At 71.8% G+C, this 26,693-nt stretch carries 22 protein-coding genes; 11 read left to right on the top strand and 11 right to left on the bottom strand.

Going from position 1 to position 26,693, the window contains the following annotated elements; all coding sequences use genetic code 11:
- Positions 1-382 precede the first annotated feature (382 nt).
- Positions 383-991 (bottom strand): ABATE domain-containing protein, encoded by a 609-nt coding sequence (locus tag ACWCSV_RS04205; protein ID WP_451138302.1) that lies wholly within the window; start codon positions 989-991, stop codon positions 383-385.
- An 86-nt stretch (positions 992-1,077) separates the two neighbouring features.
- On the opposite strand from ACWCSV_RS04205, the gene ACWCSV_RS04200 reads away from it, so the two are divergent.
- Positions 1,078-1,848, top strand: a complete 771-nt coding sequence (locus ACWCSV_RS04200) for an MBL fold metallo-hydrolase (RefSeq protein ID WP_451138300.1) — start codon at positions 1,078-1,080, stop codon at positions 1,846-1,848.
- A gap of 80 nt (positions 1,849-1,928) precedes the next feature.
- Here ACWCSV_RS04200 and ACWCSV_RS04195 read toward each other — a convergent pair whose 3' ends face one another.
- The gene (locus tag ACWCSV_RS04195) at positions 1,929-3,176 is read right to left on the bottom strand and encodes an MFS transporter (RefSeq protein WP_451138298.1); all 1,248 of its coding nucleotides are present in this window, start codon (positions 3,174-3,176) and stop codon (positions 1,929-1,931) included.
- 55 nt (positions 3,177-3,231) lie between these two features.
- On the opposite strand from ACWCSV_RS04195, the gene ACWCSV_RS04190 reads away from it, so the two are divergent.
- Positions 3,232-3,612, top strand: a complete 381-nt coding sequence (locus ACWCSV_RS04190) for a winged helix-turn-helix transcriptional regulator (protein ID WP_451138297.1) — start codon at positions 3,232-3,234, stop codon at positions 3,610-3,612.
- A 57-nt stretch (positions 3,613-3,669) separates the two neighbouring features.
- On the opposite strand, the gene ACWCSV_RS04185 is transcribed toward ACWCSV_RS04190, so the two are convergent.
- The 4 genes from ACWCSV_RS04185 to ACWCSV_RS04170 all read right to left on the bottom strand — a co-directional run bounded on the left by ACWCSV_RS04185 (position 3,670) and on the right by ACWCSV_RS04170 (position 10,309).
- A complete protein-coding gene (locus tag ACWCSV_RS04185; protein WP_451138296.1) occupies positions 3,670-6,045 on the bottom strand; it encodes a GH92 family glycosyl hydrolase in 2,376 nt (791 codons plus the stop codon).
- Positions 6,046-6,201: 156 nt separating this feature from the next.
- On the bottom strand, positions 6,202-7,764 hold the full coding sequence (locus ACWCSV_RS04180; RefSeq protein ID WP_451138295.1) for a mucoidy inhibitor MuiA family protein: 1,563 nt from the start codon (positions 7,762-7,764) through the stop codon (positions 6,202-6,204).
- 8 nt (positions 7,765-7,772) lie between these two features.
- Entirely contained in the window at positions 7,773-9,779 is a 2,007-nt protein-coding gene (locus tag ACWCSV_RS04175) for a DUF4139 domain-containing protein (protein ID WP_451138294.1), read from the bottom strand.
- Between the two features lie 260 nt (positions 9,780-10,039).
- A complete protein-coding gene (locus ACWCSV_RS04170) occupies positions 10,040-10,309 on the bottom strand; it encodes a hypothetical protein (RefSeq protein ID WP_451138293.1) in 270 nt (89 codons plus the stop codon).
- Between the two features lie 271 nt (positions 10,310-10,580).
- Here ACWCSV_RS04170 and ACWCSV_RS04165 point away from each other — a divergent pair, with 271 nt between their 5' ends.
- The 6 genes from ACWCSV_RS04165 to ACWCSV_RS04140 are packed head-to-tail and all read left to right on the top strand — an operon-like array spanning position 10,581 to position 16,289.
- A complete protein-coding gene (locus ACWCSV_RS04165; RefSeq protein ID WP_451138292.1) occupies positions 10,581-11,321 on the top strand; it encodes a DUF1684 domain-containing protein in 741 nt (246 codons plus the stop codon).
- Between the two features lie 52 nt (positions 11,322-11,373).
- Positions 11,374-12,894 (top strand): ABC transporter substrate-binding protein, encoded by a 1,521-nt coding sequence (locus ACWCSV_RS04160; protein ID WP_451138291.1) that lies wholly within the window; start codon positions 11,374-11,376, stop codon positions 12,892-12,894.
- Positions 12,894-13,859, top strand: a complete 966-nt coding sequence (locus tag ACWCSV_RS04155) for an ABC transporter permease (RefSeq protein WP_451138290.1) — start codon at positions 12,894-12,896, stop codon at positions 13,857-13,859. The genes ACWCSV_RS04160 and ACWCSV_RS04155 overlap by 1 nt, the downstream gene beginning before the upstream one ends.
- On the top strand, positions 13,856-14,731 hold the full coding sequence (locus tag ACWCSV_RS04150) for an ABC transporter permease (protein ID WP_451138289.1): 876 nt from the start codon (positions 13,856-13,858) through the stop codon (positions 14,729-14,731). The genes ACWCSV_RS04155 and ACWCSV_RS04150 overlap by 4 nt, the downstream gene beginning before the upstream one ends.
- Positions 14,728-15,528, top strand: a complete 801-nt coding sequence (locus ACWCSV_RS04145; RefSeq protein WP_451138288.1) for an ATP-binding cassette domain-containing protein — start codon at positions 14,728-14,730, stop codon at positions 15,526-15,528. Before ACWCSV_RS04150 ends, ACWCSV_RS04145 begins: the two co-directional genes overlap by 4 nt.
- Positions 15,525-16,289, top strand: a complete 765-nt coding sequence (locus tag ACWCSV_RS04140; protein WP_451138287.1) for an ABC transporter ATP-binding protein — start codon at positions 15,525-15,527, stop codon at positions 16,287-16,289. Before ACWCSV_RS04145 ends, ACWCSV_RS04140 begins: the two co-directional genes overlap by 4 nt.
- 15 nt (positions 16,290-16,304) lie before the next feature.
- Here the strand turns inward: ACWCSV_RS04140 and ACWCSV_RS04135 are convergent, their stop codons facing one another.
- Positions 16,305-19,070, bottom strand: coding sequence for a helix-turn-helix transcriptional regulator (locus ACWCSV_RS04135; protein WP_451138286.1), 2,766 nt, complete (start codon positions 19,068-19,070; stop codon positions 16,305-16,307).
- Between the two features lie 505 nt (positions 19,071-19,575).
- Here ACWCSV_RS04135 and ACWCSV_RS04130 point away from each other — a divergent pair.
- Positions 19,576-20,646 carry a helix-turn-helix domain-containing protein gene (locus ACWCSV_RS04130; protein ID WP_451138285.1) on the top strand — a complete coding sequence of 357 codons (1,071 nt, stop codon included), beginning with the start codon at positions 19,576-19,578 and terminating at the stop codon, positions 20,644-20,646.
- Positions 20,647-20,745: 99 nt separating this feature from the next.
- On the opposite strand, the gene ACWCSV_RS04125 is transcribed toward ACWCSV_RS04130, so the two are convergent.
- From ACWCSV_RS04125 to ACWCSV_RS04110, 4 genes are all read right to left on the bottom strand, one after another.
- Complete coding sequence (locus ACWCSV_RS04125; protein ID WP_451138284.1) at positions 20,746-21,474, bottom strand: YoaK family protein; 729 nt, start codon at positions 21,472-21,474, stop codon at positions 20,746-20,748.
- Entirely contained in the window at positions 21,455-21,994 is a 540-nt protein-coding gene (locus ACWCSV_RS04120; RefSeq protein ID WP_451138647.1) for a DoxX family protein, read from the bottom strand. Before ACWCSV_RS04120 ends, ACWCSV_RS04125 begins: the two co-directional genes overlap by 20 nt.
- Before the next feature lie 49 nt (positions 21,995-22,043).
- On the bottom strand, positions 22,044-22,706 hold the full coding sequence (locus tag ACWCSV_RS04115) for a hydrolase (protein ID WP_451138283.1): 663 nt from the start codon (positions 22,704-22,706) through the stop codon (positions 22,044-22,046).
- A gap of 123 nt (positions 22,707-22,829) precedes the next feature.
- A complete protein-coding gene (locus ACWCSV_RS04110; RefSeq protein ID WP_451138645.1) occupies positions 22,830-24,710 on the bottom strand; it encodes an amidohydrolase in 1,881 nt (626 codons plus the stop codon).
- A 464-nt stretch (positions 24,711-25,174) separates the two neighbouring features.
- Here ACWCSV_RS04110 and ACWCSV_RS04105 point away from each other — a divergent pair, with 464 nt between their 5' ends.
- Positions 25,175-25,753, top strand: a complete 579-nt coding sequence (locus ACWCSV_RS04105) for a Dps family protein (RefSeq protein WP_451138282.1) — start codon at positions 25,175-25,177, stop codon at positions 25,751-25,753.
- A 133-nt stretch (positions 25,754-25,886) separates the two neighbouring features.
- Complete coding sequence (locus ACWCSV_RS04100) at positions 25,887-26,609, top strand: alpha/beta fold hydrolase (protein ID WP_451138281.1); 723 nt, start codon at positions 25,887-25,889, stop codon at positions 26,607-26,609.
- Positions 26,610-26,693 lie beyond the last annotated feature (84 nt).

Here is a 26,693-nt window from a genome sequence, read left to right as displayed (position 1 = left end):
CAGGCCAGCGAGAGAAATTGTTAGCGCTAACAATTCTGACGTGACGTCGAGTGGGGGGAGAGGTCGCTTGGGTGGCACAGACGCTAAACCGAGGGGGCGAGGCGCGCAATAGTTTCGTCCAACTCCCGCGAAGTACGGATGGGAGTGGGGCAGTTCGGCGGATCGTGGTGGTGGGGCGGAGCGCCGGGAGCGCCGGGGCGTCGTCGGCCTGCTGCCGCTTCGGCTCGCGCATCGCCGGGCCCTCCCCCGGGGCCAGGGCACATGAGGATCTGCGGCTGGAGGACCCGCTGAGGCTTCATGAGCTCTGCCGGCGGCGCTCCGCAACCTGAGCAGGGGTGCTGATGGGCGGGCGCTGGTCGGTTGTCGACGGGTACGCGCTTCCTCACCTGCCGGACTGTGTGCGGCGTGCGTAGGCGCGGGCCGCACGGGCGCGGTCCCCGCAGCGCACCGAGCACCAGTGGCGGCGGGCGTGGGTGCGCAGCAGGTAGCGGCGGCAGGGAGCCGAGTCGCAGGCGGCGAGCCGTTCCGCGTCCGGACCGGTGAGCAGGTCGGCGGCGTCGGCTGCCAGAACGGCCAGGGCGTGGTCGACGATCCGGTCGGTGGGATGGGCCTGGACCCGGTGCAGGCCCTGCGCGGGGTCCCAGCGCAGGAGCGCGGCCGCGGGAGCGCGGGTCAGTGCGTCGTTGACGGCATGCAGGGCCCCGTCCGGCGCGGGGAGCGCGTCGATCCGGGACGCAAGCAGTGCGCGCACCTGGTCCCGCAGGGCACGCAGCCGGGCCGCGCACACCTCGTACAGCGTGGTGCCGGTCGGCGCGAGGTCACGTTCCACCAGCCACCGCGTCGCTGCCTCGGGCGAGCCGAGCAGCTCCAGGAACTGACCGCCCGGCAGGGCGAGCGTGGTGTTGGCGAAGTCGAGCGCGGGGTACCGCTCCGCGCCCGGTGCGGGCGGCGGAGCGGAGTGGGCGGGCTCGCTGGTTGCGGTCTCCTTCATGGTTCTCATGTTAAGTCTTGCGTTTCTCCGTGAGGCTCGACTAGCTTCACTTCACGGTAAATCTTTCTTCTATCCGTGAGGATATGATGACCAGTAAGCATGCCGAACCGACCCCCGTCAGCGTCTTCGGCGGTCCGACCGCCCTCATCGAGTACGGCGGGCTGCGGTTCCTCACCGACCCCGCCTTCGACGCCCCCGGTGAGTACCCTCGGGGCAACGGCCACGTCCTCACCAAGACCGCACCCGCCGCCGTCGACCCCGTCGAACTCGCCCCGGTCGACGTGGTCCTGCTCTCTCACGACGAGCACCCCGACAACCTCGACCACTCCGGCCGTGCCCTGCTGGCCGGCATCCCGCTGGTCCTGACCACGCGCGGCGGCGCGGACCGCCTCGGCGGCACCGCACGTGGCCTGGCCCCGTGGGACACCGTCGAACTGCCCCGCCCTGACGGCGGCACCCTGACCGTGACCGCCGCCCCCGCCCAGCACGGGCCCGAGGGCTGCGAACCGGTCACCGGCGAGGTGATCGGGTTCGTCCTGACCGCCCCCGACCTGCCCACCGTCTATGTCAGCGGCGACAACGCCTCACTGGACCTGGTCCGGCGGGTCGCCGACCGCTTCGCCCCCGTGGACACCGCTGTCCTCTTCGCCGGCGCCGCTCGTACCGCTCTGTTCGACGGCGCGCTGCTGACTCTCGACAGTGCCCAGGCCGCCGAAGCCGCCACCATCCTCGCGGCCCGCCGTGTGGTCCCGGTCCACTTCGACAGCTGGGGTCACTTCACCGAGGGCCGCCCCCACCTGGTCGACGCCTTCACGGCGGCCGGGCTGCTGGACCGCTTGGAGCTGGCCGGGGCGTGAGTCGCCGTCGAGCATGCCGGAGCCTCTGCGGGGGCGGGACCCGTCGTCCCATGGGGCGAGAGGTCTGCCGCGGACGCGAACTACGCAGGGGAGTCAGCCGGTTGGACCCCTCCGATACGGCTCCGCGCGGCCGGCACCACTGTGCCGATCGTGGCGGCGAGCGTGGCCCCGAGGGCGCTGACGCCCACCAGGGTCAGCCAGATCGAGGCTGCCCCGGTGGCCAGCAGGCCGGAGAGTGCGGCCGGAGCGACCGCTCCCGCGACCGTCACGGCGAGCTGGTTGAGGGCCAGGTACCTGCCGCGGAGGGCGTCCGGGGCGCTCTCCGCGGCGACGGTCGAGGTGATGGGGCCGCCGAGGATTTCACCGAGGGTGTAGCTGCCCGCACCGAGCAGTACGACGCCGACCGCCAGGGCGAGCGCGGCCACGTGGTCCGCGGCGAGGAACAGGAGGTAGCCCGCCGCGAAGCAGGCGTGTCCGGCGACGAGGACGCGACTGCGGATCCGCCCGCCGAGCCGGCCGACGACGATGCCCTGGCCGAAGCCGACCATCAGGGTGTTGAGCGTGAAGACCGCGCCGGCGGTCCAGCCGGGCAGTCCCAGCACGTCCACGGCGTAGACCGGTATCGCGACGTTGAGGGCGAACAAGGAGATCGCGAAGCACAGTTGGTGCGCGACCAGTGACAGGTACCGGCGGTCCCGGAGCACGTGCCCCCAGCCTCCGGCGGCGTCCTGGCCCGCTGCGGGGCGGACGTTCGGCACGGCTCGCATCAGCACGAAGGCGGCGACGTAGGACAGGGCGTCGACGACCACGATCGTGGCGTAGGCACCCTGGGTTCCGATGCCGACGGCGACAGCGGAGAGGAGCCCGCCGAGTGCGTAGCCGAGGTTGCGTACCGACCCCAGAAAGCCGAACCACCGCTCGCGCCGGCCGGGCGCGGCCAGTGCCGTGACGGTCACGCCGTAGCAGCTGGAGAACACCGCCCGCCCGGCACTGTTCAACCAGGCGCAGAGGGCGATCTGCCATGTCTGGCCCACGAAGAGATAGCCGGCGAAGCCGAGCGCCTGGACCAGGTTCGCCGCCTGCACCACCGGCTTGGCGCCGTACCGGTCGACCAGTCCTCCGGCCAGAGGACCCGCCGGGAGCGCCAGTAGCCCGGCCGTCGTCAGTGCCGCGCCCACCTGCACCAGCGTCAGCGACGTCGTGGCCAGGAAGTACAGCATCGAAACGGGGATGAACACACCTGTGCCGAGCGAGTCGATGACGATCGCCGCGACGAAACGGCGGTGTCGAGCCGTCGGGGGCTGGATTGTGCAATCGGGATGGGCCACAACGCGGAAGGTATAGATTCTATACCGGTATACACAACGCTACCGGGAGTCGTGCATGGGCAAGGCCTACAACGTCATGGCCGCGACCTGTCCCAGTCGCACCGTTCTGCACCGGATCGGGGCACGCTGGACGGTGTTCGTCGTCAACGCGCTGGACGACGGGCCGATGCGCTTCACCGGGCTCAAAGCGCACATCCGGGGGATCACACCGAAGGCGCTCACCGAGACGCTTCGCGCGATGGAGTACGACGGTCTGATCTCCCGCACGGAGATTCCCGCACATCCGCCGCATGTCGAATACGCTCTCACCGACCTCGGCCGGTCACTGCTGACACCTCTGCGCGCCGTCCGGGAATGGGCCGAGAGCCACGTCCCGGACATCGAACGCGCCCGCGCACACGCCGACGCCGGGTCTGCTTCGCGGCCGGTCCGGTAACGGGGTGTGGGGTGCGGTTCCTCCCGGGCTTCCCGGGAGGAACCGCACCCCGGGCCGTCAGTGCTTGGCGGCCGTTGTGCCCATGGCGGGCGGGGCGGCGTTGACGCCCCAGGTGGTGGGCTTGCCGGAGAGGCTGATCCGGATCGTGCCGGCGTGGAGCAGGTCCTCGTGGGAGAGCCAGCTCTGGCGCAGCTTGCCCTTGCCGGTGGTCACGGAGGACACGTACTGGAGCTTCGACGCGCTCGCGCCGGGGGCTTCGATGCTGATCGTGCGGCCGTGCTCCGGCCGGATCTCGACCTTCTCGAACATCGGCGCGGTGACGATGTAATCGGCGGAGCCGGGCTGCGCCTCGAAGATGCCGGCCATGGCGAAGACGAGCAGCGACGAGGTGGCGCCGAGGTCGTCGTTGCCGGGCATGCCGTACGCGTCATCGGTGAAGAGGGTCCGCATCGCGCGCAGCACGGACGAGGTCTTCCACGGCGAGTCGGTCCACGTGTACATCCACGGGGTGTGGAAGTCGGGCTCGTTGTTGGGGTTGAAGGCGAAGTTGTTGTGGTAGTCGTACGCCCCCGTCACCCAGCTCTCCTTGGCTGCCTTCGCCGGGTCGGCGAGCACGGCCGGCAGGTCGAAGAAGGTGTCGAGCCGCTGTTCGGCCTTGTCCTCGCCGCCCATCAGGCCGTACAGGGTCTGCGGGTCCTGCTGGGCGAGCCACTGGTACTGCCAGGCGGTGCCCTCGTGGAAGGCGCCGGACTGGGTGGGGTCGGGGTCGCCGGCGACGGTGCCGTCCGCGTTGCGGGTGACCGGGAAGCCGGTGAACCCCTGCGAGGTCACGTCGGTGTCCCAGAGGGTGGTGAAGTTGTCGCAGCGCGAGGCGAGGACCGTGGCCTTGTCCCGGTAGCCGAGGCCCTTGGCCATGGTGGACAGCGCGCAGTCGGCGAGCGCGTACTCCAGCGTGGCGGAACCGGCCTGGCGGCTGTCGCCGTACGTGTAGCCGGGCAGGTTCTGGTAGGCGACCCAGCCGTTCTGGACGTAGGTCGGGTTGCCGTCGCGGCCGCGGAAGAGCGACTGGTCCGCGGGGACCTCGTTGGCGTTCTTCCAGAGCGCGTCGAAGAGCCGGCGCGAGGTGTCCTTGTCGAGCAGACCGCGGTTGTAGAGGTCGACGACCCAGGGGGTGATGGGGTCGCCGCTCATCACGTTGGTCTCGCCGCCGCCGAGACCCCAGCGCGGCAGCCAGCCGCCGTCCTGGTAGATGTGCAGCACGGACTTGGCCATGTCGGTGGCCTTCTCCGGGTTCACCAGGGCCACCAGCTGGTTCTGCGAACGGTAGGTGTCCCAGAGCGAGAACATCTGGTAGTACGTCGAGTCCGCGCGGTGCACCTGGTCGTCGAAGCCGCGGTAGCGGTTGTCGACGTCGGAACCGATCGACGGGTGCAGCAGCGAGTGGTAGAGCGCGCTGTAGTACGTGCGCTGGTCGGCGGTGGTGCCACCGGCCACGCGCATCCGGTTCAGCTCGTCCTTCCAGGCGTCGTGCACGCCGGCCCGGGCCTTGTCGAACGACTTCGGCTGCTCGGCCCCGCGGTTGAGGCGGGCACCGTCGACCGAGGTGTAGGAGAGGCCCACCGACGTGCCGACCTGGTCACCCTTGGACGGGTCGAAGGAGAGCCAGGCTCCGGCGCGCCTGGTGCCGCGCGTCGCTTCGCGGGCGCCCGGGGTGAGGGCGTCGTCGGTCCAGGTGCCGAACGTCGAGAACTTGCGGTCGAACTTGGCGCTGAAGAAGATCCGGTAGCGCTCCTTGCCGGTCTCGCCGCAGAAGTTGCCGCCCTGGAGCCAGCCCTCGACGGTGTCGTCGCCGACCACCTCGATGTCACCGGCGTAGGTGCTGCCGTTGCTCTGGCCGGTCTCGATCAGCACGTTCTCCGAGTCCGACCCGGCCGGGAACGTGTAGCGGTGCTGGCCGGTCCGCTCGGTCGCGGTGAGTTCGGCCTCGATGCCGTTGTCGAGCTTCACGCCGTAGTAGCCCGGCGAGCGGGTCTCGTTGTCGTGGCTGAACTTGGCACCGTACTGCGCCGGGTCGGACGAGGTGACCGCGCCGGTGGTCGGCATGAACCGGAAGTTGCCCATCGTCTGACAACCCACGCCCGAGAGGTGCGTGTGGCTGAAACCGAGGATGGTGTCCTGGGCGTAGTCGTACGAGGCGTACTTGTTCAGCTGCGTGTCGGGGCTCAGCTGCACCATGCCGAACGGTGCGGAGGCCCCGGGGAAGGTGGTCCCGTCGCCGTTGTTGCCGATCGACGTGTCGACCAGCGTGGTGGGATCGGCGGCGAACTTCGGCTCCTGGGGCCGGGAGTTCGCGACACCGGAGGTGGCGGAAGCCGCGACCATCGTGGTGGCGATCAACAGGACGCCGAACACGCGCTTTTTCAGCGCTTTCATCGCATTCCTCTCGTACGACAACGTTGTCAGAGTCGAGCCCGATGATCTTTGCTGCTCGGGCATGGTCCCGTCAACCCGCGGACGGCTCGGTTCCGTTCTGCTTCCACCCGGCTTCCGCGCCGCTCACGCACAGCCCATGCCCCGCGTCCCCCCCGTTCAGACCCCGGTGACCTTGGCGCTCGCCGACACCTCGTAGACCAGGGTCACTGTGCGCCGGCCGCCGGGCGGGAGGGAGAGGTCCCAGCGAGCGATGCCCTCGGCGTCGATTACGTCCGGGGCGGGGGAGCACGCGTCCTTGCGCAGGTGCACCTCGACGGCGGAGACCTCGGAGACCGGGACGCGCTCCCGGAGGGCGACCACCCGCTCGTCGCTGTCCCCGGGGGCGGAGAACCGCGACAGATGCAGCCGTACCGTGCGGGTGACCACGGTTCGCTGGGCGAGGCCGGTGGTGTCGCGGGACTCCTCAACCTCGCGGACCACGTGGAAGTCGTCGCGGCTGCCGAAGGCCAGCTCCACCGGGCCGCCGGGGGCGGTGAAGTCCAGCGTGCCGCGGCCGCTGAACCCGCTCCCGCGGACCAGGTCCACGGGGCCGGCGAGCAGCGCGTGGCCGGAGCGGTTGTCGAACCGCACCACCTGGGTGACGAGCGGGGACAACTCCGGTGCGCAGGCGTACTCGTCGCGCGCGGCGGCGGTGAAAGCGGAGAGCGGTACGCGGTGGGCGCGGCCGTCACCTCGTACGGAGACCGGCGCCGGCGCCTTCAGTACCCGCGCCTCGCCGCCGTCGTCCACGCCCGGGAGGCCGAGCACCGGGACCGGGCCGAGCGCGGCGATCTCCTCCTCGCGGAAGTCGACCTCGACCGTACGGCGTTCCGCCGCCGGGCGGTCCCTCAGTGTCAGCCGGTCCTCGGCCAGCCGGGGCGGCACGCCCGCCGACGCCGAACGGGCCGTCGACAGGGTAAGCGGTACGTCCGACCAGTCCTCGCCGGTCCGCTGCCAGACCACCGCGTCCGTCTCCAGGGTCAGGGAGCCCCCGTCGAGCACGGCCCGGTAGGCGGGCCGCCACAGTGCACACGGGGTGAGGTGGGTCAGGCGCAGCCGGGCAGGTCCTGCCGCCGCGGCCTCCACGGTCAGCTCGATGTGGCCGACGAGCTCGGCGGGTTCCTCCTCGGCGAGGGCCATGACCCGCTCGGCTTCGCGGAGTTCCTCGTCGAGTGCGGCCAGTTCGGCCCGGACGGAGCGGAGTTGCTCCTCGTGCGTGTCGCGTTCCTCGTCCACCCGGTCCAGTTCTCGGGCCCAGCGGGAGTGTTCGGTCTCGCCGTGGCCTGCGCCCTCGCCGATCTCCCGCAGCAGATCGGCGGCGAGACGGCCGAGGAGGTCGAGCCGGGTGACCAGACGGTCGCGCCGCCGCTCCAGGACCGGCCGCTCCTCTTCGAGGGCGCGCACCCGGTGGCGAAGGGGGGAGTCCTCCCCGGTGAGCGGCTGCGGCCCCCGGGGTGTCCACGTACGGACGATCCGCACGTCGAGGACGTGCGCGGGGTGCGGGGCGGTCAGTTCGGCGTGCAGGCTCCGGTCGACGGCCAGTGCGCCGACCGGGCCGAGACGGAGCCGCTGGACCCCGGCTCGCAGGTCGAGGGCGGCGGTGCGCTCGACGTGGGCCCGGTCTTCGAGGCACGTGACGGCGGTGACAGGGAGGGGAAAAGGCTTCGGGGCCGTGGACATGGCGGGTGTCAGCTCCTGCGGTTGCCGCCGACCAGGGCCTTGCCGGTCGGGATGCGGATCTCGTAGCCGCCGTCGAGGGCGGTGGTGGCCCCTGCGGGCAGGTCCAGTCGCCAGATACGGGTGCCCGGCGCGTACGGGTCGGGCCCCGCGCTTTCCGCCGGCACCGTCCAGCCGGCCCGCTCCTCGATCCGGACGTCCGGATCGGAGGTGACGGGTACCCGCTCGTGGACCTCCACGCGGACGGGGCGCGCGAGCCCGTTGACCAGTTCCACGCGGACACCGTGGTTGAGCACGGTGGTGTTGCCGCGCAGGCCGGAGGTCGACTCGTGCAGGTTCGTACGACGGGTGACACGGACGCCCTCGGCCGGGCCGAGTCCCACCCGGCGGACACCACCGGGGGCGAGCGTGGGCAGCGCGGCGGTCAGCAGGAACTCGTCGTCGACGGTGACCTCCACCGGTCCGGCCAGCAGCGCTTGCCCGGTTGCGTTGGAAACCACCAGCGTCGCGTAGACCGTCTGCTCCACGGACGGCACACAGAGGTACTCGGCGCGCAGACCGACCGGGATCTCGCCGACGGTGACGGTGTGCCAGGTGCCGTCGGACGGGACGTCGGCCCGGGCGGCGGCGTCGAAGCGGTGGTCGAAGGAGCCCGCCGACTCCCGGGGCCGTACGGCCTGTCCGGGCAGGGGCAGCGAGGCCACCGCCTCGGCGCGGCGGCGGTGTTCGGCCACCACCGGGTCGAACGGCGCGTCGGCGAAGAGCCGGCCCCGGCGACCGCCCTGCTCCTCGGGCCCGGAGAGGACGAGGCTCTCGTAGTCGAGCTCGGCGCTGCTCGGCTTGGGGGGACCTGCGGGCGGTGACGGGGGCGGGGGAGGTGCCGCGGCCGGAGCCTGGGCGCCGCGGGCCATGTGGGCAGGTCCACCGGGAGCGGCGGCGGCCGGAGCGGCGGGCGCCGCCCCGTAGGACATGCTTCCCGGGGCCGGGGGACCGCCGTGCTTCGCCCGGGACCGCGTCGGCGCGGACGGCGGGGGCGGCGGCGGGGCGGAGAGGGACTCGGCCGGGGCGCCGCCGGCCATCGGCGAGGCCGCGGCCGGGCGGGGGCCCGCCGCGTCGTACCCCGAGAAGAGGCCGGCGAGTCCGGCCGGAGGCTCACGCCACCCGGCCGGCGCGGGGGCGGGCTGACTGCGCCCGATCCGGATCGAGCGGAGCTTCGGAAGGTCGGTCCGGCGCCGGAGATCGGCGGTGGCCAGGGCGATCCGGACGCCGGTCCAGTCCTCGCCGGTCCGCTGGGCGACCGAGGCGCGCAGCACCAGACGGCCGCTGCCGTCGCCCTGCCGGTACGCGAGACGGTAGGCCGGCACCCAGACGGCGCCGGGCACGCCGTACTCCAGCTCCAGCTCCGCCTCGCCGGTGCCGTCGAGGGTCAGGACCGCGCTGACCGTGGTCTCGACGTGCGCCGAGGGCGCGTCGGTGGAAGCGCGGTGGAGCCGGTCGAAGGCGATTTCCACCTCGTGCTCCGCCACGCTCAGGGCTTCCTCCAGTCCGGCCAGGCGGTGGTGGAGCCCCGTCAGGCGTTCGTCGACGAAGCCGGCCAGCTCCAGCCACGCGTCGACCGGGGTACGGCGGTGCTGCGGGTCGTCGCGCTTGCGCGGGGGCGGTACGGGGCGCAGTGCCGCGACCTCCGCGATCCGGCTCGCCATGCGGTCCCGGCGCCCCCGCGCCGCCTCGCACGCGTCCTTGAGCCGCTCGACCTCGTCCCGCAGGCCCCGGGGTGCGTCCGGGCCGAGCCGTCCGGCCCCGGTCTCCACCCTGGCCTCGGTGACGCGCGGTCCGGAAGCGCCCAGCACCCGCGCCCTCAGCGAACCAGGGTCGATCGTGCGGGGCAGCCCGGTCACCCGTACCCGGCCGTCGGGCGGTATCCGGCCCCGCGTCAGGCGACGGCAGACCGCGCCCTGCGCGTACACCACGACCGAGTCGAGGGTCGATTCCCAGCTCTGCGTCGATCCAGCCGTCATGTGCTCCGCACCCCCGCCGTGTTCATGCCGAGCGCAGCTTACGCCGGGGCTGCCGGTGCGTCAGCGGAGATGTGGAAGAAGCGGCCCCCGGGCGTGACGTCCGCGGTCGCCCCGGGTCTTGCGCGCGGTGGGGGCACTGGTTCGGTCCGTCCCGCAACCGGTGACGGGTGGGAGACGGTCATCTCGTCTCCCGCCCGTCACCGGTTCGCCGCGAATCGCTGGGCGGCCCGGTCGCGGTGCGCGGTCTCCCCGGGGTGTGATCAGGCGTTCGCGACGACGGCGCCCAGGATCATTCCGCCCACCAGGCCGACCGCGCTGACCGCGATGGCGATCCCGGCGAGCCGCTCGTGGCGGACGGTCTTGGCGATGATCGCGAGGACCACCGCGATCACCCCGAAGACGATCGGGAAGAAGAGGAGTGCGATCACGCCCAGCACCATCGCGATGATGCTCAGCACGTTGCCCGTCCCGGTACGTTCCGGCGCGCCGGAGTGCTGACCGGTCGGCTGGTTGTCGTACTGCGTCGTCATCTCTCGCTCCTTGGGACGATCACCCTGAGTGTCGGTCCGGGGACGGACCGGCCTGAAGCACGGGTTCCCGTAAGTGCCCTTTCCACACCGCGACTTGGGGGCACGGTCGGCCGTACTGTCGTCGGTCGACCTCTGAGCGGGATGAGATGTCGTCTCACTATGTGGCGCCGAGGTTTGACATTAGGGGGACTTATGACCAATAAAGGTGATGCTTTGGCCATGCATTCACCTTCTGTAGTAGTGGACGGTGAGGGCTGCCCCGCCTAGACGAATGAGTACTGCCGTGTCCGACTCCACCCCCGCCCGCGCCACCGTCGACCCGGCGGAGGAGTGGGACGCCTGGCGCGCCGAGCGTCACCGCGCGCTCACCTCCCCGATGGGCAACCTCGCCCTGGTCGAGACCCGCTGGGCGCCGACGGGGGAGACCCCGGACGCGGAGGCCGCACGCGCGGAGGCGCCGGACACCGTGACCGTCACCGAGGTCCAGCGCTCCGACCTGGTCAGCGGCGAGCCCGAGCGGGGCCTGCGGTTCTGGGACGCCGACGCGCCCGCCATCCGCGACTTCGACCGGGTCGACACCTTCGCGTACGACCCCGCCCTGGTGCTGGAGGCCACGTACACGCCCGTCCCCGGCGCCCGGCGCGTCGCCTTCGAGCACATCCGGGACAACGGCGGCAGCCGCGACCTGGTCGTCCCGGGCGACATCGCGCTCACCTTCGACGGCCGCGACTACACGCTGAGCGCCTTCGACGACGACGGCACCCTGCTGCTCGTCTTCGGCGACCCGACCAACGGCGACTCCACCTACGGCGCCGGACGCTTCCTCTTCGTGCGGCGCACGGAGGACGAGAGCCGGGTCGTCCTCGACTTCAACCAGGCCTTCGTGCCGCCCTGCGGGTTCTCCGATCAGTACAACTGTCCGATGCCGCCGCGGCAGAACCGCTTCCACCTGCCCATCGAGGCCGGCGAGAAGCTCCCCGTCTTCCGCGACGGCTTCGACGCGCAGCACTGATCGCCGGTACCCACCACCCCGCAGCTCCACGCACCGAAAGAGCCCCCACCCCATGAGCACCAAGAAGAACGTCGTGTTCTCCACCGCGACCGTCGCCGCCCTCGCCGTGGCCCTGACCGCCTGCGGCGGCAACGGCGGCACCAGCGCCTCCGGCGGCGGCACCTGGAACAAGGACGCGGTCGTCAACATCGGCTCCCTCTACGAGCCGCAGAACCTCGACAACACCGCCGGCGGCGGCCAGGGCGTCACCGAGGTGCTCAACGGCAACGTCTACGAGGGCCTCTTCCGGCTCACCGACGACGGCAAGGTCGACAAGCTCCTCGCCGAGGACTACACGACCAGCGCCGACGGCCTCACCTACACCTTCACCCTGCGCGACGGCGTGAAGTTCCACAGCGGCACAGCCCTCACCAGCGCGGACGTCAAGTACAGCCTGGAGAAGGTGCTCGCGGACGACTCCCAGTCCGCCCGCAAGAGCAACCTGGAAGTCGTCAAGGACATCGCCACCCCCGACGCGCGGACCGTGAAGATCACGCTGTCCCAGAAGTCGGTCTCCTTCGTCTACAACCTCTCCTACGTCTGGATCATCAACGCCCAGGCGAAGAACCTGAAGACGACCGAGGACGGTACCGGGCCGTACACCCTGAACAAGTGGACCCGCGGTTCCGCGCTGAGCCTGAACCGCTTCGCCGGCTACTGGGGCGACGCCGCCGCCAACAAGCAGGTGGTCTTCCACTACTACAAGGACGCCACCGCGCTGAACAACGCGCTGCTGACCAACGCGGTCGACGTGGTCACCAGCGAGCAGTCGCCCGACGCCCTGGAGCAGTTCAAGAGCAACGGCTCCTACAAGGTCAACGACGGGAACTCCACCACCAAGCTGCTGCTGGCGTTCAACGACAAGGCCAAGCCCTTCACCGACGTCAAGGTGCGCCAGGCCGTGTCCGCGGCCATCGACGACAAGAAGCTCCTGGAGTCCGTCTGGGGCGGCTACGGCAAGCAGATCGGCTCGATGGTCCCGCCCACCGACCCCTGGTACGAGGACCTCACTTCCGTCAACGCCTACGACGTGACGAAGGCCAAGAAGCTGCTCGCCGAGGCCGGCTACGCCAAGGGCTTCAGCTTCACCCTCGACACCCCCAACTACGACCCGCACCCGACCGCCGCGACCTTCATCAAGTCGCAGCTCGCCAAGGTCGGCGTCACCGTCAAGATCAACACGATCACCCCCGACGAGTGGTACACGAAGGTCTACAAGAACCACGACTTCTCGGCCACCCTCCAGGAGCACGTCAACGACCGCGACCTGGTCTGGTACGGCAACCCCGACTTCTACTGGGGCTACGACAACCCGCAGGTCACCCAGTGGGTCAAGGAAGCCGAAGAGGCGCCCGACACGGCCGCGCAGACCGCACTGCTGAAGAAGGTCAACGAGCAGACCGCCAAGGACGCCGCCAGCGACTGGCTCTACCTCTACCCGCAGATCGTCGTCGCGAGCACCAAGCTCTCCGGCTACCCGCTCAACGGTCTGAACTCCCAGTTCTTCGCCTACGACATCAAGAAGACGGGCTGATGGCGCGCTACCTCCTGCGCCGGTTCGCCTTCCTCCTGGTGTCGCTGGCCCTGGCGAGCGTGGTGCTCTTCGCGCTGCTGCGCCTGCTCCCCGGCGACCCGGCCAACGCGCTCACCTCGGTCGGCGCCAGCCCCGAGCAGATCGCCGCGGCCCGCCACTCCATCGGCTCCGACCGCCCGCTGCCCGAGCAGTTCACCCACTGGATCGCGCAGATGGCGAGCGGCGACCTCGGCACCTCGTTCGTCAGCTCGCTGCCGGTGGGCCCCGAGATCAGTGCCCGGCTCAATGTCACCGTCCCGCTCACGCTGGCCGCGTTCGTCCTCGCCGTCCTGGTCGCCGTACCGGCCGGGTTCGTCGCCGCGTACAAGCGGCGCACCTGGTACGGAGCGCTGCTCAGCGGCGTGTCCCAGCTGGGCATCGCGGTCCCCGTGTTCTGGCTCGGCATGATCCTCATCGCGGTGTTCGCGCTGAACGCGGGCTGGCTGCCGTCCGGCGGCTTCCCGCCGGACGGCTGGGCCGACCCCGCCGAGGCGGTCCGCGCCCTCGTCCTGCCGGTCGTGACCATCGCCCTGGTGATGAGCGCCTCCCTGATCCGCTACGTACGCTCCGCCACCCTCGACGTGCTCGGCAGCGACTACCTGCGCACCTCGCGGGCGCTCGGCTCGTCCTTCGGCCGCGCCATGTGGCGGCACGGCCTGCGCAACGCCTCGGTCCCGGTGATCTCCATCCTCGGCATCGAACTCGCCTCGACGCTGCTCGGCGCCGTCGTCGTGGAGTCGGTGTACGCGCTGCCGGGCCTCGGCTCTCAGCTCGCCAACGGCATCTCCCAGCACGACTACCCGGTCATCCAGGGCGTGCTGTTCGTCTCCACCCTCGCGGTGCTCCTGATCGGCTTCGTGGCCGACCTGGTCCAGCGGATCATCGACCCGCGGCTGCGCGGCCGACTCTCGGGAGGCACCCGATGACCGGGACCGACCTGACCACCCGGGCGGCCGTCGCGGCCACCCCGGTCAAGCGGCGCTCCCGCCGCTCCGCCAACCTGATCGTCGGCTGCGTACTCGCCGGACTGATCGTGGTGCTGGCCGTCGTGTCGCTCTTCTGGCTGCCGTTCGACTCCCAGGACACCTCCGGCGGACGGCTCGACGGACCCGGCGGCGGCCACCTGCTCGGCACCGACAAGCTCGGCCGCGACCTCTTCACCCAGGTGATGACCGGCTCCCGCATCGCCGTCGAGGCCGGACTCGGCTCGGTGGCCATCGCCGCGCTCATCGGCATCACCCTGGGGGTGCTCGCCGCGTTCGCGCAGGGCTGGCTCGACGACACGTTCTCGGCGCTGCTGGACATCCTCATCGCCTTCCCGACGCTGCTGCTGGCGATGCTCATCGTCGCCGCGCGCTCGGCGACGCTCGGCTCGGCGGTCCTCGCGATCGGTCTGGCGCAGAGCGCGGTCGTGGCACGCCTGGTACGCGTCCTCGTCAAGCGGGTCCTGGCACGCGACTACATCACCGCCGCCCGCACCTCCGGCACCTCCTGGCCGCGCACGGTCCTCTCCCACGTGCTGCCCAACATCTGGCCCACCCTGGTGGTCAACCTGGCCCTCCAGTTCGGGCTCGCGGTCCTCGCCGAGGCAGGACTGTCCTACCTCGGCCTCGGGGCACCGCCGCCCAACGCCTCGTGGGGCCGCATGCTCCAGGAGGCCCAGGCCACCTTCACCACGGCACCCGTCGGCGCGCTGGTGCCCGGCATCCTCCTCGTCCTCCTCGTCATCGGCGTCAACCTCATCGCCGACGGCCTGCGGGACACCCTCGACCCGGCCACCCGGCGGAGGCGCGCGTGACTCTCCTCGACGTGACGGGACTGACCGTCCGGACCGACGACGGCCGGACCCTCGTCGACGACCTGTCCTTCACGGTGGCCGGCGGTGAACGGCTCGGCCTCATCGGCGAGTCCGGCTCCGGAAAATCCCTGACCACCCTCGCGGTGCTCGGACTGCTCCCCGAGGGCATGACCCCGGCCGGCAGCGTCGTGCTCGCCGGCACCCAGACGGTGGGCGCCCCCGAGAAGCGCCTCACCGAAGTGCGGGGACGCGACGCGGCCATCGTCTTCCAGGAGCCGCTGACCGCGCTCGACCCGCTGATGCGGCTGGGCCGCCAGATCGCCGAACCGCTCGCCCGGCGCACCGGCCTCAAGGGCAAGCCCCTGCGCGCCGCCGTGATCGAGGCCCTGGAACAGGTCCGGCTGCCCGAACCCGAGCGGATCTCACGCGCCTTCGCGCACGAGATCTCCGGCGGACAGCGCCAGCGCGTCGCCCTCGCGATGGCGCTCGCCTGCGAACCCAAACTGCTCATCGCCGACGAACCCACCACCGCGCTGGACGTCTCCGTCCAGGCGGAGATGCTGGAACTGATCGACGGCCTGGTGCGGGAACGGGAGATGGCCGTGCTCTTCGTCAGCCACGACCTCGCCGTCGTCGCCAAGGTCACCGACCGGGTCCTCGTCATGAAGGACGGCCGGGCCGTCGAGCAGGGCGCGGTCCACGATGTCGTGCACGCACCGCGCGAGGAGTACACCCGCACCCTGGTCGCCAGCGCCCGGAAGCTGGAATCCGCCCTGGACCTGAGGAGCGCGCGATGACGCCCGTACTCGAGCTGAAGGACGCCGCCGTACGCTATCGGGGGTCCGCCGCCGACGTGGTGCGGGACGTCTCCCTCGCCGTCGACGCGGGCGAGAGCCTCGCGCTGGTGGGCGAGTCCGGCGCCGGCAAGACGACCCTGCTCCGCCTGCTGCTGGGCCTCGCACGGCCCACGGCCGGCGCCGTCCGCTTCGACGGGGCCGACCTGAACCCGCGCGACCGCGCACAGATGCGCCGCTTCCGGCGCAGTGTGCAGTGCGTCTTCCAGGACCCCTACTCCTCGCTCGACCCCAGCCGGCAGGTCGGCGCGATCGTCGCGGAACCGCTGCGCTCCCTCGGCCTCGACAGCCGTACGACCGCCGCGCCCAAGGTCGCCGCGGCGCTGGAGCGGGTCGGCCTCCAGGCGGACGCCGTCGACCGCTACCCGCACGAGTTCTCCGGCGGCCAGCGCCAGCGCATCGCCATCGCCCGCGCCACCGTCTGCGACCCGCGCGTCCTGCTCGCCGACGAGCCGGTCAGCGCGCTGGACGTCACCACCCGGGTGAAGGTCGTCGACCTGCTGGCCGAGCTGAAGGAGGAGCGGGGGCTCACGATGGTGATGGTCTCCCACGACCTGTCCGTGGTGGCCACCCTCTGCGAGCGCACCGCCGTGCTGGAGCGCGGGCAGATCGTCGAGCAGGGCGCCACCGCCCAGGTGCTCGGCGCTCCGGCGCACCCGTACACCCGCCGTCTCATCGACAGCGTGCCGCGCCTGCCCGTGTGACCCCTGAGAGAGCGGTCAGTCACGTCCCAGCACGTCGCGGAGCTGACCGCGCGCGGTCACCCCGAGCTTCGGGAAGATCTTGTGCAGGTGGAAGCCGATGGTGCGGGGCGACAGGTAGAGCCGGGCGCCGATGTCCCGGTTGGTGAGCCCCTCCGCGGCCAGTTGGGCGATCTGCAGTTCCTGGGGCGTCAGGTCGGCCGCCGCGTCCGGAGCGGCCATGGCCGTCACGGCCACGCCCGCCGCGCGGAGTTCGGCGGAGGCGCGTTCGATCCAGGGGCGCGCATCGAGGCGCTCGAAAATTTCCAGGGCGATGCCGAGCAGCGGGCGCGCCTCGGCGCTCCGCCGGTGGCGCCGCAGCCACTCGCCGAAGTCCAGGTGCGTCAGGGCGTGTTCGAAGGGCCACTGAGCGGCGGACGGGTCGGCGAGCGCCGCCCGGAAATGGACCTCAGCGTCGCCGGATTCGGCGAGCAGGGCCCTGGCCCGGTGCAGGATCGCGTCCAGCCGGACGGAGCGTGACCCGCGCAGAGTTCCTTCGGCTGCCCGGAGCACGGCACGCGCGTCGTCGGCCTGTCCGGCACGGACGGCCGCGGCGGCGAGATCCGCGACGGAGTACAGGGACGCGTGGTAATGCAGCGGCACCGGGTGGAAGTCCCGGGTGAAGGTGCGCCGGAACTGCGCGTACGCCGTCCCGTGGTCGCCCTCGGCGAGGGCCGCCATGGCGAGCGCACGCCGATGGAGCACGTACAGGCCCGGCGACTTGCGCAGGTCGACGGTGCGTACGGCCCGGTCGGCCCGGGCGCGGGCACCCGCGTGGTCCCCGCGTGCCGCGCGCAGCGTGGCCTGGAGGAGAGGCGAACCCACGGTCATGTAGTCCGCGCCCGCCTCCGTCGCCATCCAGAACGCCTCCTCGGCGGTGGACTGGGCCGCGGTCCACGCGCCGCTCTCGAACAGGGAGCTGGCGAGCGAGAAGGCGACGGTCGCGTTGGCACCGGCCGTCGCGGCCCGGCGCAGATGGTCCATGGCCCGCCCGAGCAGGCGTACGGCCTGATCCGTCTCGTCCAGGGCCCAGGCCGCGCCGCCGAGCACGATGGTGTCGTTCAGCCCGCCCTCCGGCAGCGCCTCCAGCACGTGGCCGAAGAGCTCCATGGCCTGGTCACGGGCGGTGAAGGGAGCGCACGAGGCCAGCACCCAGACGCGGTCGACCTTGTACGGTTCCCCCACGACGAGATCCGTGATCCGCAGGAGTTCGGTCCGGTGGAAGGGATTGCCCGACCGGTACGCGGGGGTCGCGGCCGTTCCGGCGGCGTCCAGGGCGAGGGCGGGGGACTCGATGGCCATGGACTCGGCCACCGGCAGCAGGTAGGCGATGGAGTCGTCGTACCGGAGCGTCACGGCCAGGGACCAGCCCGCGAGGATGGACGCCTCGGCGAGGAGCCGCACGTCGTCGGTGAGCGTGGCCACCCGGGAGGTGATCTCGTTCACCCACTGCGGATGTCCCCCGTGCGTGGCCGAGAGGGCCGCCGCGAGCAGGCGGCGGGCACGCTGCTCCCGGTCCGGGGAGAGTTCCGCGGCGCGTTCCAGCGCGGCCGCCGCGGCCGCGTAGCCGCCCCGGTGGCGGGAGCGCTCCGCGCTTTCGGCCAGGGCGTCCGCGACCTCCGCGTCCGGGCCGAGCGCTGCCGCAGCGAGGTGCCAGGCGCGGCGGTCGGGTTCGTCGGTGAGGGCGGAGGCGAGCACCAGATGGGCCTCGCGGCGCTCGGTGAAGGTGGCGGCCTGGTAGATCGCGGAGCGTACGAGCGGATGGCGCAGCCGCACCTCGCCGCTCTCGACGCGTATCAGTCCCGTCCGTTCGGCGGGCAGCCACACCTCGGGGCCGTCCATGCCGGGAACCGTGTGCAGGACGTCCGAGAGCTGAGCGGTGCCGGACGCCGCGGCGAGGAGCAGGGCCCGCCTGGTCGGCTCGGGGAGGGTGGGGAGTTCGGCGGCGAATATCCGCTCCAGCCGGGCGGTGAGGGGGAGTGAGTCGATCGCCCCCCGGTCACGGCGGCTCGGGTCCTTCGCGAAGGCGCGGGCGAGCTCGATGAGGGCCAGCGGGTTCCCGGACGCCTGCTGGAGGATCTGGGACCGGGCCCGGCCCCGGGGCGGGTGCGGCTGGGCGTTCAGCAGCAGCACGGAGGCGGCCCGGTCCAGCGGACCGGCCGTCAGGTGGGGGAAGACACGGTCGAACCGCTCCGGAACCGCCTCGTCCCGGGCGGCGAGCAGCAGGGCGGCGGGTTCGCCCTCCAGCCGCCGGGCCACGAAGGCGAGTACCTCCAGGGAGCCGAGATCCAGCCACTGGGCATCGTCGACGACGAGCAGCAGTGGCCGCTCCGCGGCCGCGTCCGAGAGCAGGTTCAGGACGCCGAGCCGGGTCAGCATCGGGTCGAGCCGCTGCGAGGGTTCCGCTTCCGCCGTCCCGAACGCGAGGCGCAGCGCCTCGGCCTGAGGGGCGGGCAGCCGTCCGACGGCCCCGAGGAGGGGGCGGAGCAGCTGATGGATCCCCGCGAAGCCGAGCTCCCGCTCACCCTCGGCGCCCCGTACCCGGAGCACCAGCCGGCCACGGGAGGCGGCGTAGGAAGCAGCCCGGTCCACCAGGGTGCTCTTGCCCGCTCCGGGCTCGCCGGTCAGTACCAGCACCTTCGAACCGGTGCCGTCCGCGGTGTCGACCAGCTCGAAGATCCGGGACAGCTCGTGTTCCCTGCTCAGGATCTCCGGCTCGGCGACCGTCTCGGTACCGAGATCCATGGTGCTCTTCCCTTCTCCGCGGACCACCCGCCCCGAGGGGCGCGGAGCGACGCACGTACAGGCCGCTTGGAGGCATCCTGCCAGGCCGGCGGCGTGGAGCGACCGGCGGAGTCCCGTCGCGGCAGCTTGCCGGCACATGACTGGTCACATGACAGAAGCGCCGCGCCCCGTCCCCCTGACAGCATCCGAAGTACCCGGACACGACGCCCCGCGCGTGGCCCCGAGACGCCCGACGGACGAACGCACGGATGCGCGTCGCCCCTGCGCGCCGCCCGCCTCCGGAGGCCGTGCGGGCGCCCCGGGTCGCTCTGCGGAGGTGTCGACGATCACAGTGAAGACGGAGAGATCAAGCGTGAGGAACGCAGTGCACACCCAGCCGAACGCCGAGGCCGAGGCAGGCCGCGGCACCGGGAGAGGGGGAGGGAGGGCGGGAGCGGACAGACCGGCCGACCGGTGCTGCCGTTCCGTGGCCGGGGACGGACCGGCCGGAACGCCGGCCCACGTCGTGGCCCCCTCCCTCCCGGGCCCATCGGTCTCCTCCCAGGGACGCCCGCACCTGACGCTGCTGGGCCGACGCGCGTCCGGTGCCGTGATCGAGCGCCTGCGGATCTCGGTCCTGGAGTCCGGCGGCTCGTACGACTCCCACGATCCCGCCGACTCCCAGTGTCCGGGGGACTCCGTCCACCCCGGCCTCGGACAGGTCTCCGTCCCGCCGTGGCTGTCGGACTCCGGAAACGGGGAGACGGTGTACGTGGCCCAGCACGTCCACGGTGCGACAGCGGTCCCCCACAACGGGACCGAGGTACCCCTGGAACCGGGCGACATCGTGTTCTGCGGGCCCGGCACCCGGGCCTTCCCGCATCCCGGCGACGCGTACCGCATGACGGTCTTCCACGTGCCGCGGCACCTGCTGGCGATCACCGAACCCGATCTGCGCCGGATCCTCGGGACGCCGCTGCGCTGCACGGAGGGGGTGGGGGCGCTGGTGTCGCACCTCTTGTCGGCGCTGGTCGAGGAGGGGGTGGCCCACCGGTCCCCGAGGGGTGACCTCCTCGTCGCCAACGCGGTGGAGTTCCTCGCCGCGCTCGTCGCGGAACGCGCCGCGAAGGAGCACCCGGCTCCCTCGGACCCCGGCACACGGCTGGCGGCCCGCATCCAGGACCACATCGAACTGCACCTGGCCGAACCCGATCTGTCGCCCGGCTCGATCGCCCGCGCCCATCACATCTCCGTCCGCTATCTGCACAAGCTCTTCCAGGAGGAGGGCACCACGGTGAGCCGGCTGATCCGCCGCCGCAGACTGGAGGCGTGCCGGCGCGAACTCGGCAGGTCGCCGCACCGCAGGCTCACCGTGGCCGCCGTGGCACAACGCTGGGGCTTCGTCAGCCCGTCGCACTTCAGCCGGGCCTTCCGGGATGCCTACGGCATGTCGCCCAGTGAGTGGCAGTCCTCGGCGGCTTCGGAGCAGGCGCTTCCCGGCCGGTCCTTCGCGGACCGGGCCCTTTCCGGCCGGACCGGGCCCCCCGCCGGGAACCGGAGCCGGCCGGCAGGAGAGCAGCGGGGCCTCTCCGCGTAGCGTGCCGGCGGCTCCTGGCCCCCGCCCTCGGGAGCGGAGCGCGTACCCGGCTCGGGCGCGGGCCCGGACACCTCAGCGGTGTCCGGGCCCGCGCCTCTGTCATGCCGGCTTGGCCCAGGCCGCGTCCGGGGCCGAGAGGCGGCGGGTGACCACCGACGTCACCACGAGGAACACCAGAGCCAGGCCCAGAGTGACGGGGAGCTCGGTGCGCAGCGCGGCGCCGACGAGAGCGCCGAGGAACATGGCCAGTACGGACAGGACGCGCCGTCCCGGCCGGGGCGCGGCGCCACCGGCCGGGCCGGAGTCCGCGGCCAGCCCCGTCAGCGTCAGGGTCAGCACGGTCGTCGTCAGGTCGGGGACGCCGAGGCGGCGGGCGACCGCGTTCTGCATGCCCATGGCCAGACCGAGCAGGACGATCAGGGTGTAGCGGGCCCAGGTGGTGACCTCGCCGTCGGAGACCGTGACCGCGACGAGTGCTCCGAGGACGAGCACCGCCTGGAGCGCCGTGGTGAAGGCCAGCAGCCGCCCCCGGTGCGCCGCGAACCGCGAGCCGAACCGGCCTCCGGCCAGCGCGCCGGTGAGGAACGCGGCCATCGACACCAGGGAGGCGAGCACGGACAGACCGTCGGCACCGGCCAGGGCGAACCCCAGGAACACCACGTTGCCGGTCATGTTGGCGACGAAGACGTGCCCGAGCGACAGATAGCTCACGGCGTCGATCAGGCCGGTGACGACCGTCAGCGTCAGCATGAGGGGCGGCAGCGGGCCGTGCCGGTCCCCTTTCGGGGGAACCAGTGTGCGAGCCGCGTCAACGAGCAGGGTGCGCATGAGGAGTCGCTCCTTCCGGGGCGGCGGGGTGAGGTACGGAGGGGCGGTGCAGCACCGCCCGGGTGAGCAGGCCGCTCGCCGGGCCGGCCACGAGGGCCGCGACCACGACCCACAGCGGCCAGGGGGCCAGTCCGAGCAGACGGTCGGCCGACCAGCGGCCCGGCCCGGTGAGCGCGAGCGCACCCGAGGCGACGACGAGGACCATCGGGTACTCGTATCCGTCGTTCTGGACCCACAGCCCCTTGTGCCATTTGACGGTCCCGGCGACCGTCATCACACCCATGGCGGCCATCGCCGCCAGAGGAGTGAGCGCACCGGCCGCCAGGAACAGGCCGGCGCCGATCTGGCTGCCGCCCGCGGCGAGCGCGGTGAGACGGCCGCCGCGGAAGCCGTCGTGGCGGAATTCCTCGGTCCCGCCCGCGAACCCGTTGCCGCCCAGCCGGAAGCTGACCTTCTGCACCCCGTGTCCGGCGATGAGGAGTCCCACCACCAGACGGAGGACCAGGAGCCCGGTGTCCATTGCGTTCATGCCTGTTCCTGACGTTTCGTCGATGTCCGGGTGGAGCGGATCAGCCGGCCGCGTGCTCGCCGATGACGGCCTGCGCGTAGACGACCCCGAGACCGTAGGTGCCGCCGTGCTCCTTCACCACGTCCATGACCGGCAGGTACGTCTCCGTACGCGCCCAGTCGCGCTGGAGCTCGAGCAGCACCTGCACCCAGGTGACCGGGACGGCGCCGGCCTGGACCATCCGCTGGACGGCGTGCTCGTGGGCCTGGGGGGTCACGCCGCCGGACGCGTCGGCGACGACGTAGACCTCGTACCCCTGCGCGAGCGCGGACAGCGTGGGCAGGACGACGCAGACCTCGGTCCACAGACCGGCGATCACGATCTTCTTGCGGCCGGTGGCCTTGACGGCCTCCACGAACGCGACGTCCTCCCATGCGTTCATCGTGGAGCGGTCGATGATCTTCTGCTCCGGGAAGACGTCGGCCAGCTGCGGCATGAGCGGGCCGGAGAAGGACTCGGCGGCCACCGTACTCAGCACCACCGGGACGTCGAAGACCTTGGCGGCCTTCGCCAGGCCCACCGTCGCGTTGATGATCGCGGTGCGGTCGCCGCTGCCCGTACCGAAGAACATCTGCGGCTGGTGGTCCACGAAGAGGACCGCGCAGTTGTCGGGGGTCAGCAGGGCGTCGCTCGGGACTGCGGTGACCTCGGAGATGTCGGCCATGGGAGAACCTTTCCAGGAGTGGGACGCGCGCGGACGGCCGCCCGGCGCGGGGACGAGGTGGTGCGGTGGTGCCCCGGGAGGGGCGGCTCGTGACCGGTCCCCTCCCGGGAGAACAAGGGGAGGTCAGAGGGAGAAGCAGGGGTCGAAGACCGGGCTGTCCGTCTCCGGAGCCAGGCCGCGCCGGGCGCGCCACTGGCGGTGCTGCTCGGACTCGGCGACGGCCTGACCGAGCAGCTCGGCCTGGCGGGCGCCCGACGGGCCCGTGCGCGGGGCGGCCTGGTAGCCGCCGAAACGGGTGACCGGGCTCCACACCGGGCTGACCGGCGGCAACTCCTCGTCCAGACCCTCGTACTCGCCGGTGGCCCAGACGATCCGGCCGCCGACGACGGTCAGCAGCGACTCGATGTGCGCGATGTCCTGGTCGGGGACGTCGAAGTAGTCCTCGGAGAGGACCGCGAGGTCACCGAAGCAGCCCGGCCGCAGCACGCCCTTGACGTCCTGCTCGCCCGTCAGCTCCGCACCCGCCCGGGTGAACATGGCCAGCGCCGTCGCCCGGTCGACGCGGTTCAGCGGCGGACGCAGCACCACGTCGCCGACGGTGCGCCCGGTGACCAGCCAGTGCAGGGCGATCCACGGGTTGTACGTGGAGACCCGGGTGGCGTCCGTGCCGCCACCGACGGTCAGCCCGCGCTCCAGCATGGCCCGTACCGGAGGGGCGTCCGCGGCGACGCCGGGTCCGTAACGGCGCAGGAACGCCTCGCCCTGGAACGACAGGCGGTTCTGTACGGACATGGCGCCGCCCAGCGCGGCGACCCGGTCGAGGCTGTCCGTCGAGACGGTCTCCGCGTGGTCGAAGAGCCACCGGTTCCCGGCAGGGAAGAGGCCCTCGGCGGCCAGCTTCTCGAACACCGCGAGGTCCCGGCGGATCGTCTCGTCGTACGTGGCGTGCAGCCGGAAGCCCCAGCCGTTCTCCATGAGGAGACGCACGGCCTTCTCGAACTCGACCTCGTAGTCCGGGGAATGTTCCGGACGCGGCTGGGCGAAGTTCTCGAAATCCGCCGCCGCCCAGGTGAGATTCTCGCCCGCGCCGTTGAGACGCAGCCATTCGTCCCCGTCCTCGGCGCGCGTCATCTCGATCCAGCGCGTGAGGTCGTCGATTTCCTGGCCCGCGGTCTGCGGGAAGAGGTGGTAGGCGATCCGCAGCGACAACCGGCCTTCCTCGGCCAGTTCGGCGACGGTGCTGTAGTTCTCGGGGAAATTCTGGAAACCGCCCGCGGCATCGATCGCCGACGTCAGGCCGAACCTGTTCAGCTCCCGCAGGAAGTGAAGGGTGGAGATCTTCTTGTCCTCACCCTCCAGCACCGGCGCCTTGGCCAGCGTCGAGTAGAGGATCAGCGCGCTCGGCGCGGCCAGCAGCATGCCCGTGGGCTCGCCGTTCCGGCCCCGGACGATCTGCCCGCCCTTCGGATCGGGGGTGTCCCTGGTGTGCCCGGCCGCTTTGAGCGCCGCCCGGTTGAGCACCGCCGACTGGTACAGGTGCAGCACGAACACCGGGGTGTCCGGTGCGGCGGCGTTCAGCTCCGCGACGGTCGGCAGCCGTCGTTCGGCGAACTGCTCGGCCGACCAGCCGCCGACCACCCGCACCCACTGGCCCTTCGGGGTCCGGGCCGCCTGCTCCCGGAGCATCGCCAGGCCCTCGCGCAGGGTACGGACGCCGTCCCAGCGGAGTTCCAGCACGTAGTTGAGCCCGCCCCGGATCACGTGCAGGTGGGAGTCGTTGAGGCCGGGGATCATCCGGCGGCCGAGTGCGTCGACCACCCGTGTGGCCGGGCCGACGAAAGGCGCCACGTCGTTGTCGTCTCCGACGACCGTGATGACGCCGTCGCGGATCGCGAGGGCCCCGGCCTGCGGGCGACCCGGGTCGCCGGTGTGGATCTTCGCATTGCGGACGATGAGGTCCGCAGCGTTTTCGGTGGCGCTGGGGACCAGCCCTCCGACCGGCATCGTGGACACCTTTGGACAACCTCCTGCAGTGGGAAATGTGTTGTTTTCCGTGCGTGCCGGTGTCCGTACCGGCGTGCGCTCGACGGCCGGTCACGAATTCGGCCCGGCCCGGCTTGCCTGTCGCATGCGTTCGGGACGACGGCGACGGAGAGGGAGAGGGAGAGGGAAAGAGGAAGAGGACAACTCTTCGCCGTGTCAGCGGCGTTCGTGGAACAGGTGGCCCCCGATCGCTCCGTCAGGAGATTAGGAGAATTCGGTGCGTACGCGTGTTCCGGCAGCGCACCCGATGCGTTCCGAGAGTGCACCGCTTTCGTGCCGGTCACGCCCTGTGCGCTGACGGGCATCACCGCATGCACTGCGGGACTCGTGCTGCCGGCTCGGGCACCTAACGTCGCCGGAGTGCGGGCGCGGCACAGCACCGCACGCACCCCACGACGCACAGCACGGCACCGCAGGAGGAACCCATGACCCACCCGTCCCCGTCCGCGAGCGGCAGCCAGCCGTGGCTGCACCAGAAGGGCGAAGTGATCCAGGAGTTCGGCACGGTCAAGCAGTTCCCGATCGGCCTCACCTACGAGGCGCGGATGTACTCCTGCCAGCGACTCAACAAGGTGCTGGCCGACACGCAGATCCTCTACGGCCTCTACAAGAAGCATCACTGGCTGATGCGCGGCGCGACCTTCTACCAACTGCACCTGGTACTCGACAAGCACGCGGGTGAGCAGCTCGAACTCGTCGACACCATCGCCGAACGCGTCCAGTCCCTGGGCGGGGTCGCCGTGGGCGACCCCCGGCACGTAGCCGAGATCACCTCGATCCCGCGGCCTCCGGACGGGGTCGAGGAGGTGCCGGCGATGCTCTCCCGGCTGCTGGAGGCGCACGAGTCGATCCTCGTGGACGCCCACGACGCGGCGGCCCGGACCATCGAACTCGGCGACGACGGCACCAACGACCTGCTGGTCTCGCAGGTCGTCCGGACCGGGGAACTGCAGGCGTGGTTCCTGGCGGAGCATCTGGTCGACACCCCGCTGGTCCGCGCCTGACGCTGCCCCGTCGAGCGGCCTCTTGGACGAGGCCTTCGCCGGAGCCCCGCCGCTTCCCCCTTTGCGAACGCCCGGCCGTACCACGGCCGGCCGGTCACCCCTGTCCTCACCACGGTTCACCAGGAGTTGCCCCATGTCCCCCTCGACCGGCCCCACCGTCGTCCTGATCCACGGCGCCTTCGCCGACGCCTCCAGCTGGAGTTCGGTGATCGAGCGCCTCCAGCAGGAGGGCCTTTCCGTCCTGGCGCCCGCACTGCCGCTGCGCGGACTGGAGAGCGACGCCGCCTACATCCGCAGCGTGCTGGACAGCGTCCAGGGACCCGTCGTACTCGTGGGCCACTCGTACGGCGGCTCGGTCATCAGCATCGCCGCCTCCGGCGCCCCGCAGGTGAAGGCCCTCGTCTACATCGCGGCCTTCGTGCCGGACATCGGCGAGAGCGCGCTGGAACTCACCGGGAAGTTCCCCGGCAGCACCCTGGGCGAGGCGACCACCACCCAGCACTACCCGCTTCCCGGAGGCGGGCAGGGCGAGGAGCTGATCATCGAACAGCACCTCTTCGAGGGGCAGTTCGCGGCAGGAGTGCCCGCCGGGACCGCCCGGGTGATGGCCGTGGGCCAGCGCCCGATCGCCCTTGCCGCGCTCCAGGGCAAGGCCACCGCGGCTGCGTGGAAGGAGATACCCAGCTGGTACCTCGTGGCCACCGAGGACCGCAACATCCCGCCGGCCGCCGAGGAATGGATGGCCGAGCGCGCCGGCGCCCACACGGTCGGGGTCAGCGCACCGCACGCGGTCTCCGTGAGCGACCCCGGACCCGTGACCGACCTGATCCTGCGCGCCGTCCGCTCGACCGGCTGACCGGCCGACGCGCTTGACGGCCGACCGGTCGGCGGGCCGGCTGTCATGCCGTTCGGTCGGCCGAGGGCCGTTGGTTCGGACCGG

It is taken from the genome of Streptomyces sp. NPDC001770 (assembly GCF_053596135.1).
Note: the sequence above shows the minus strand (reverse complement) of the source record. Positions and strands in the feature narration are given on the sequence as shown.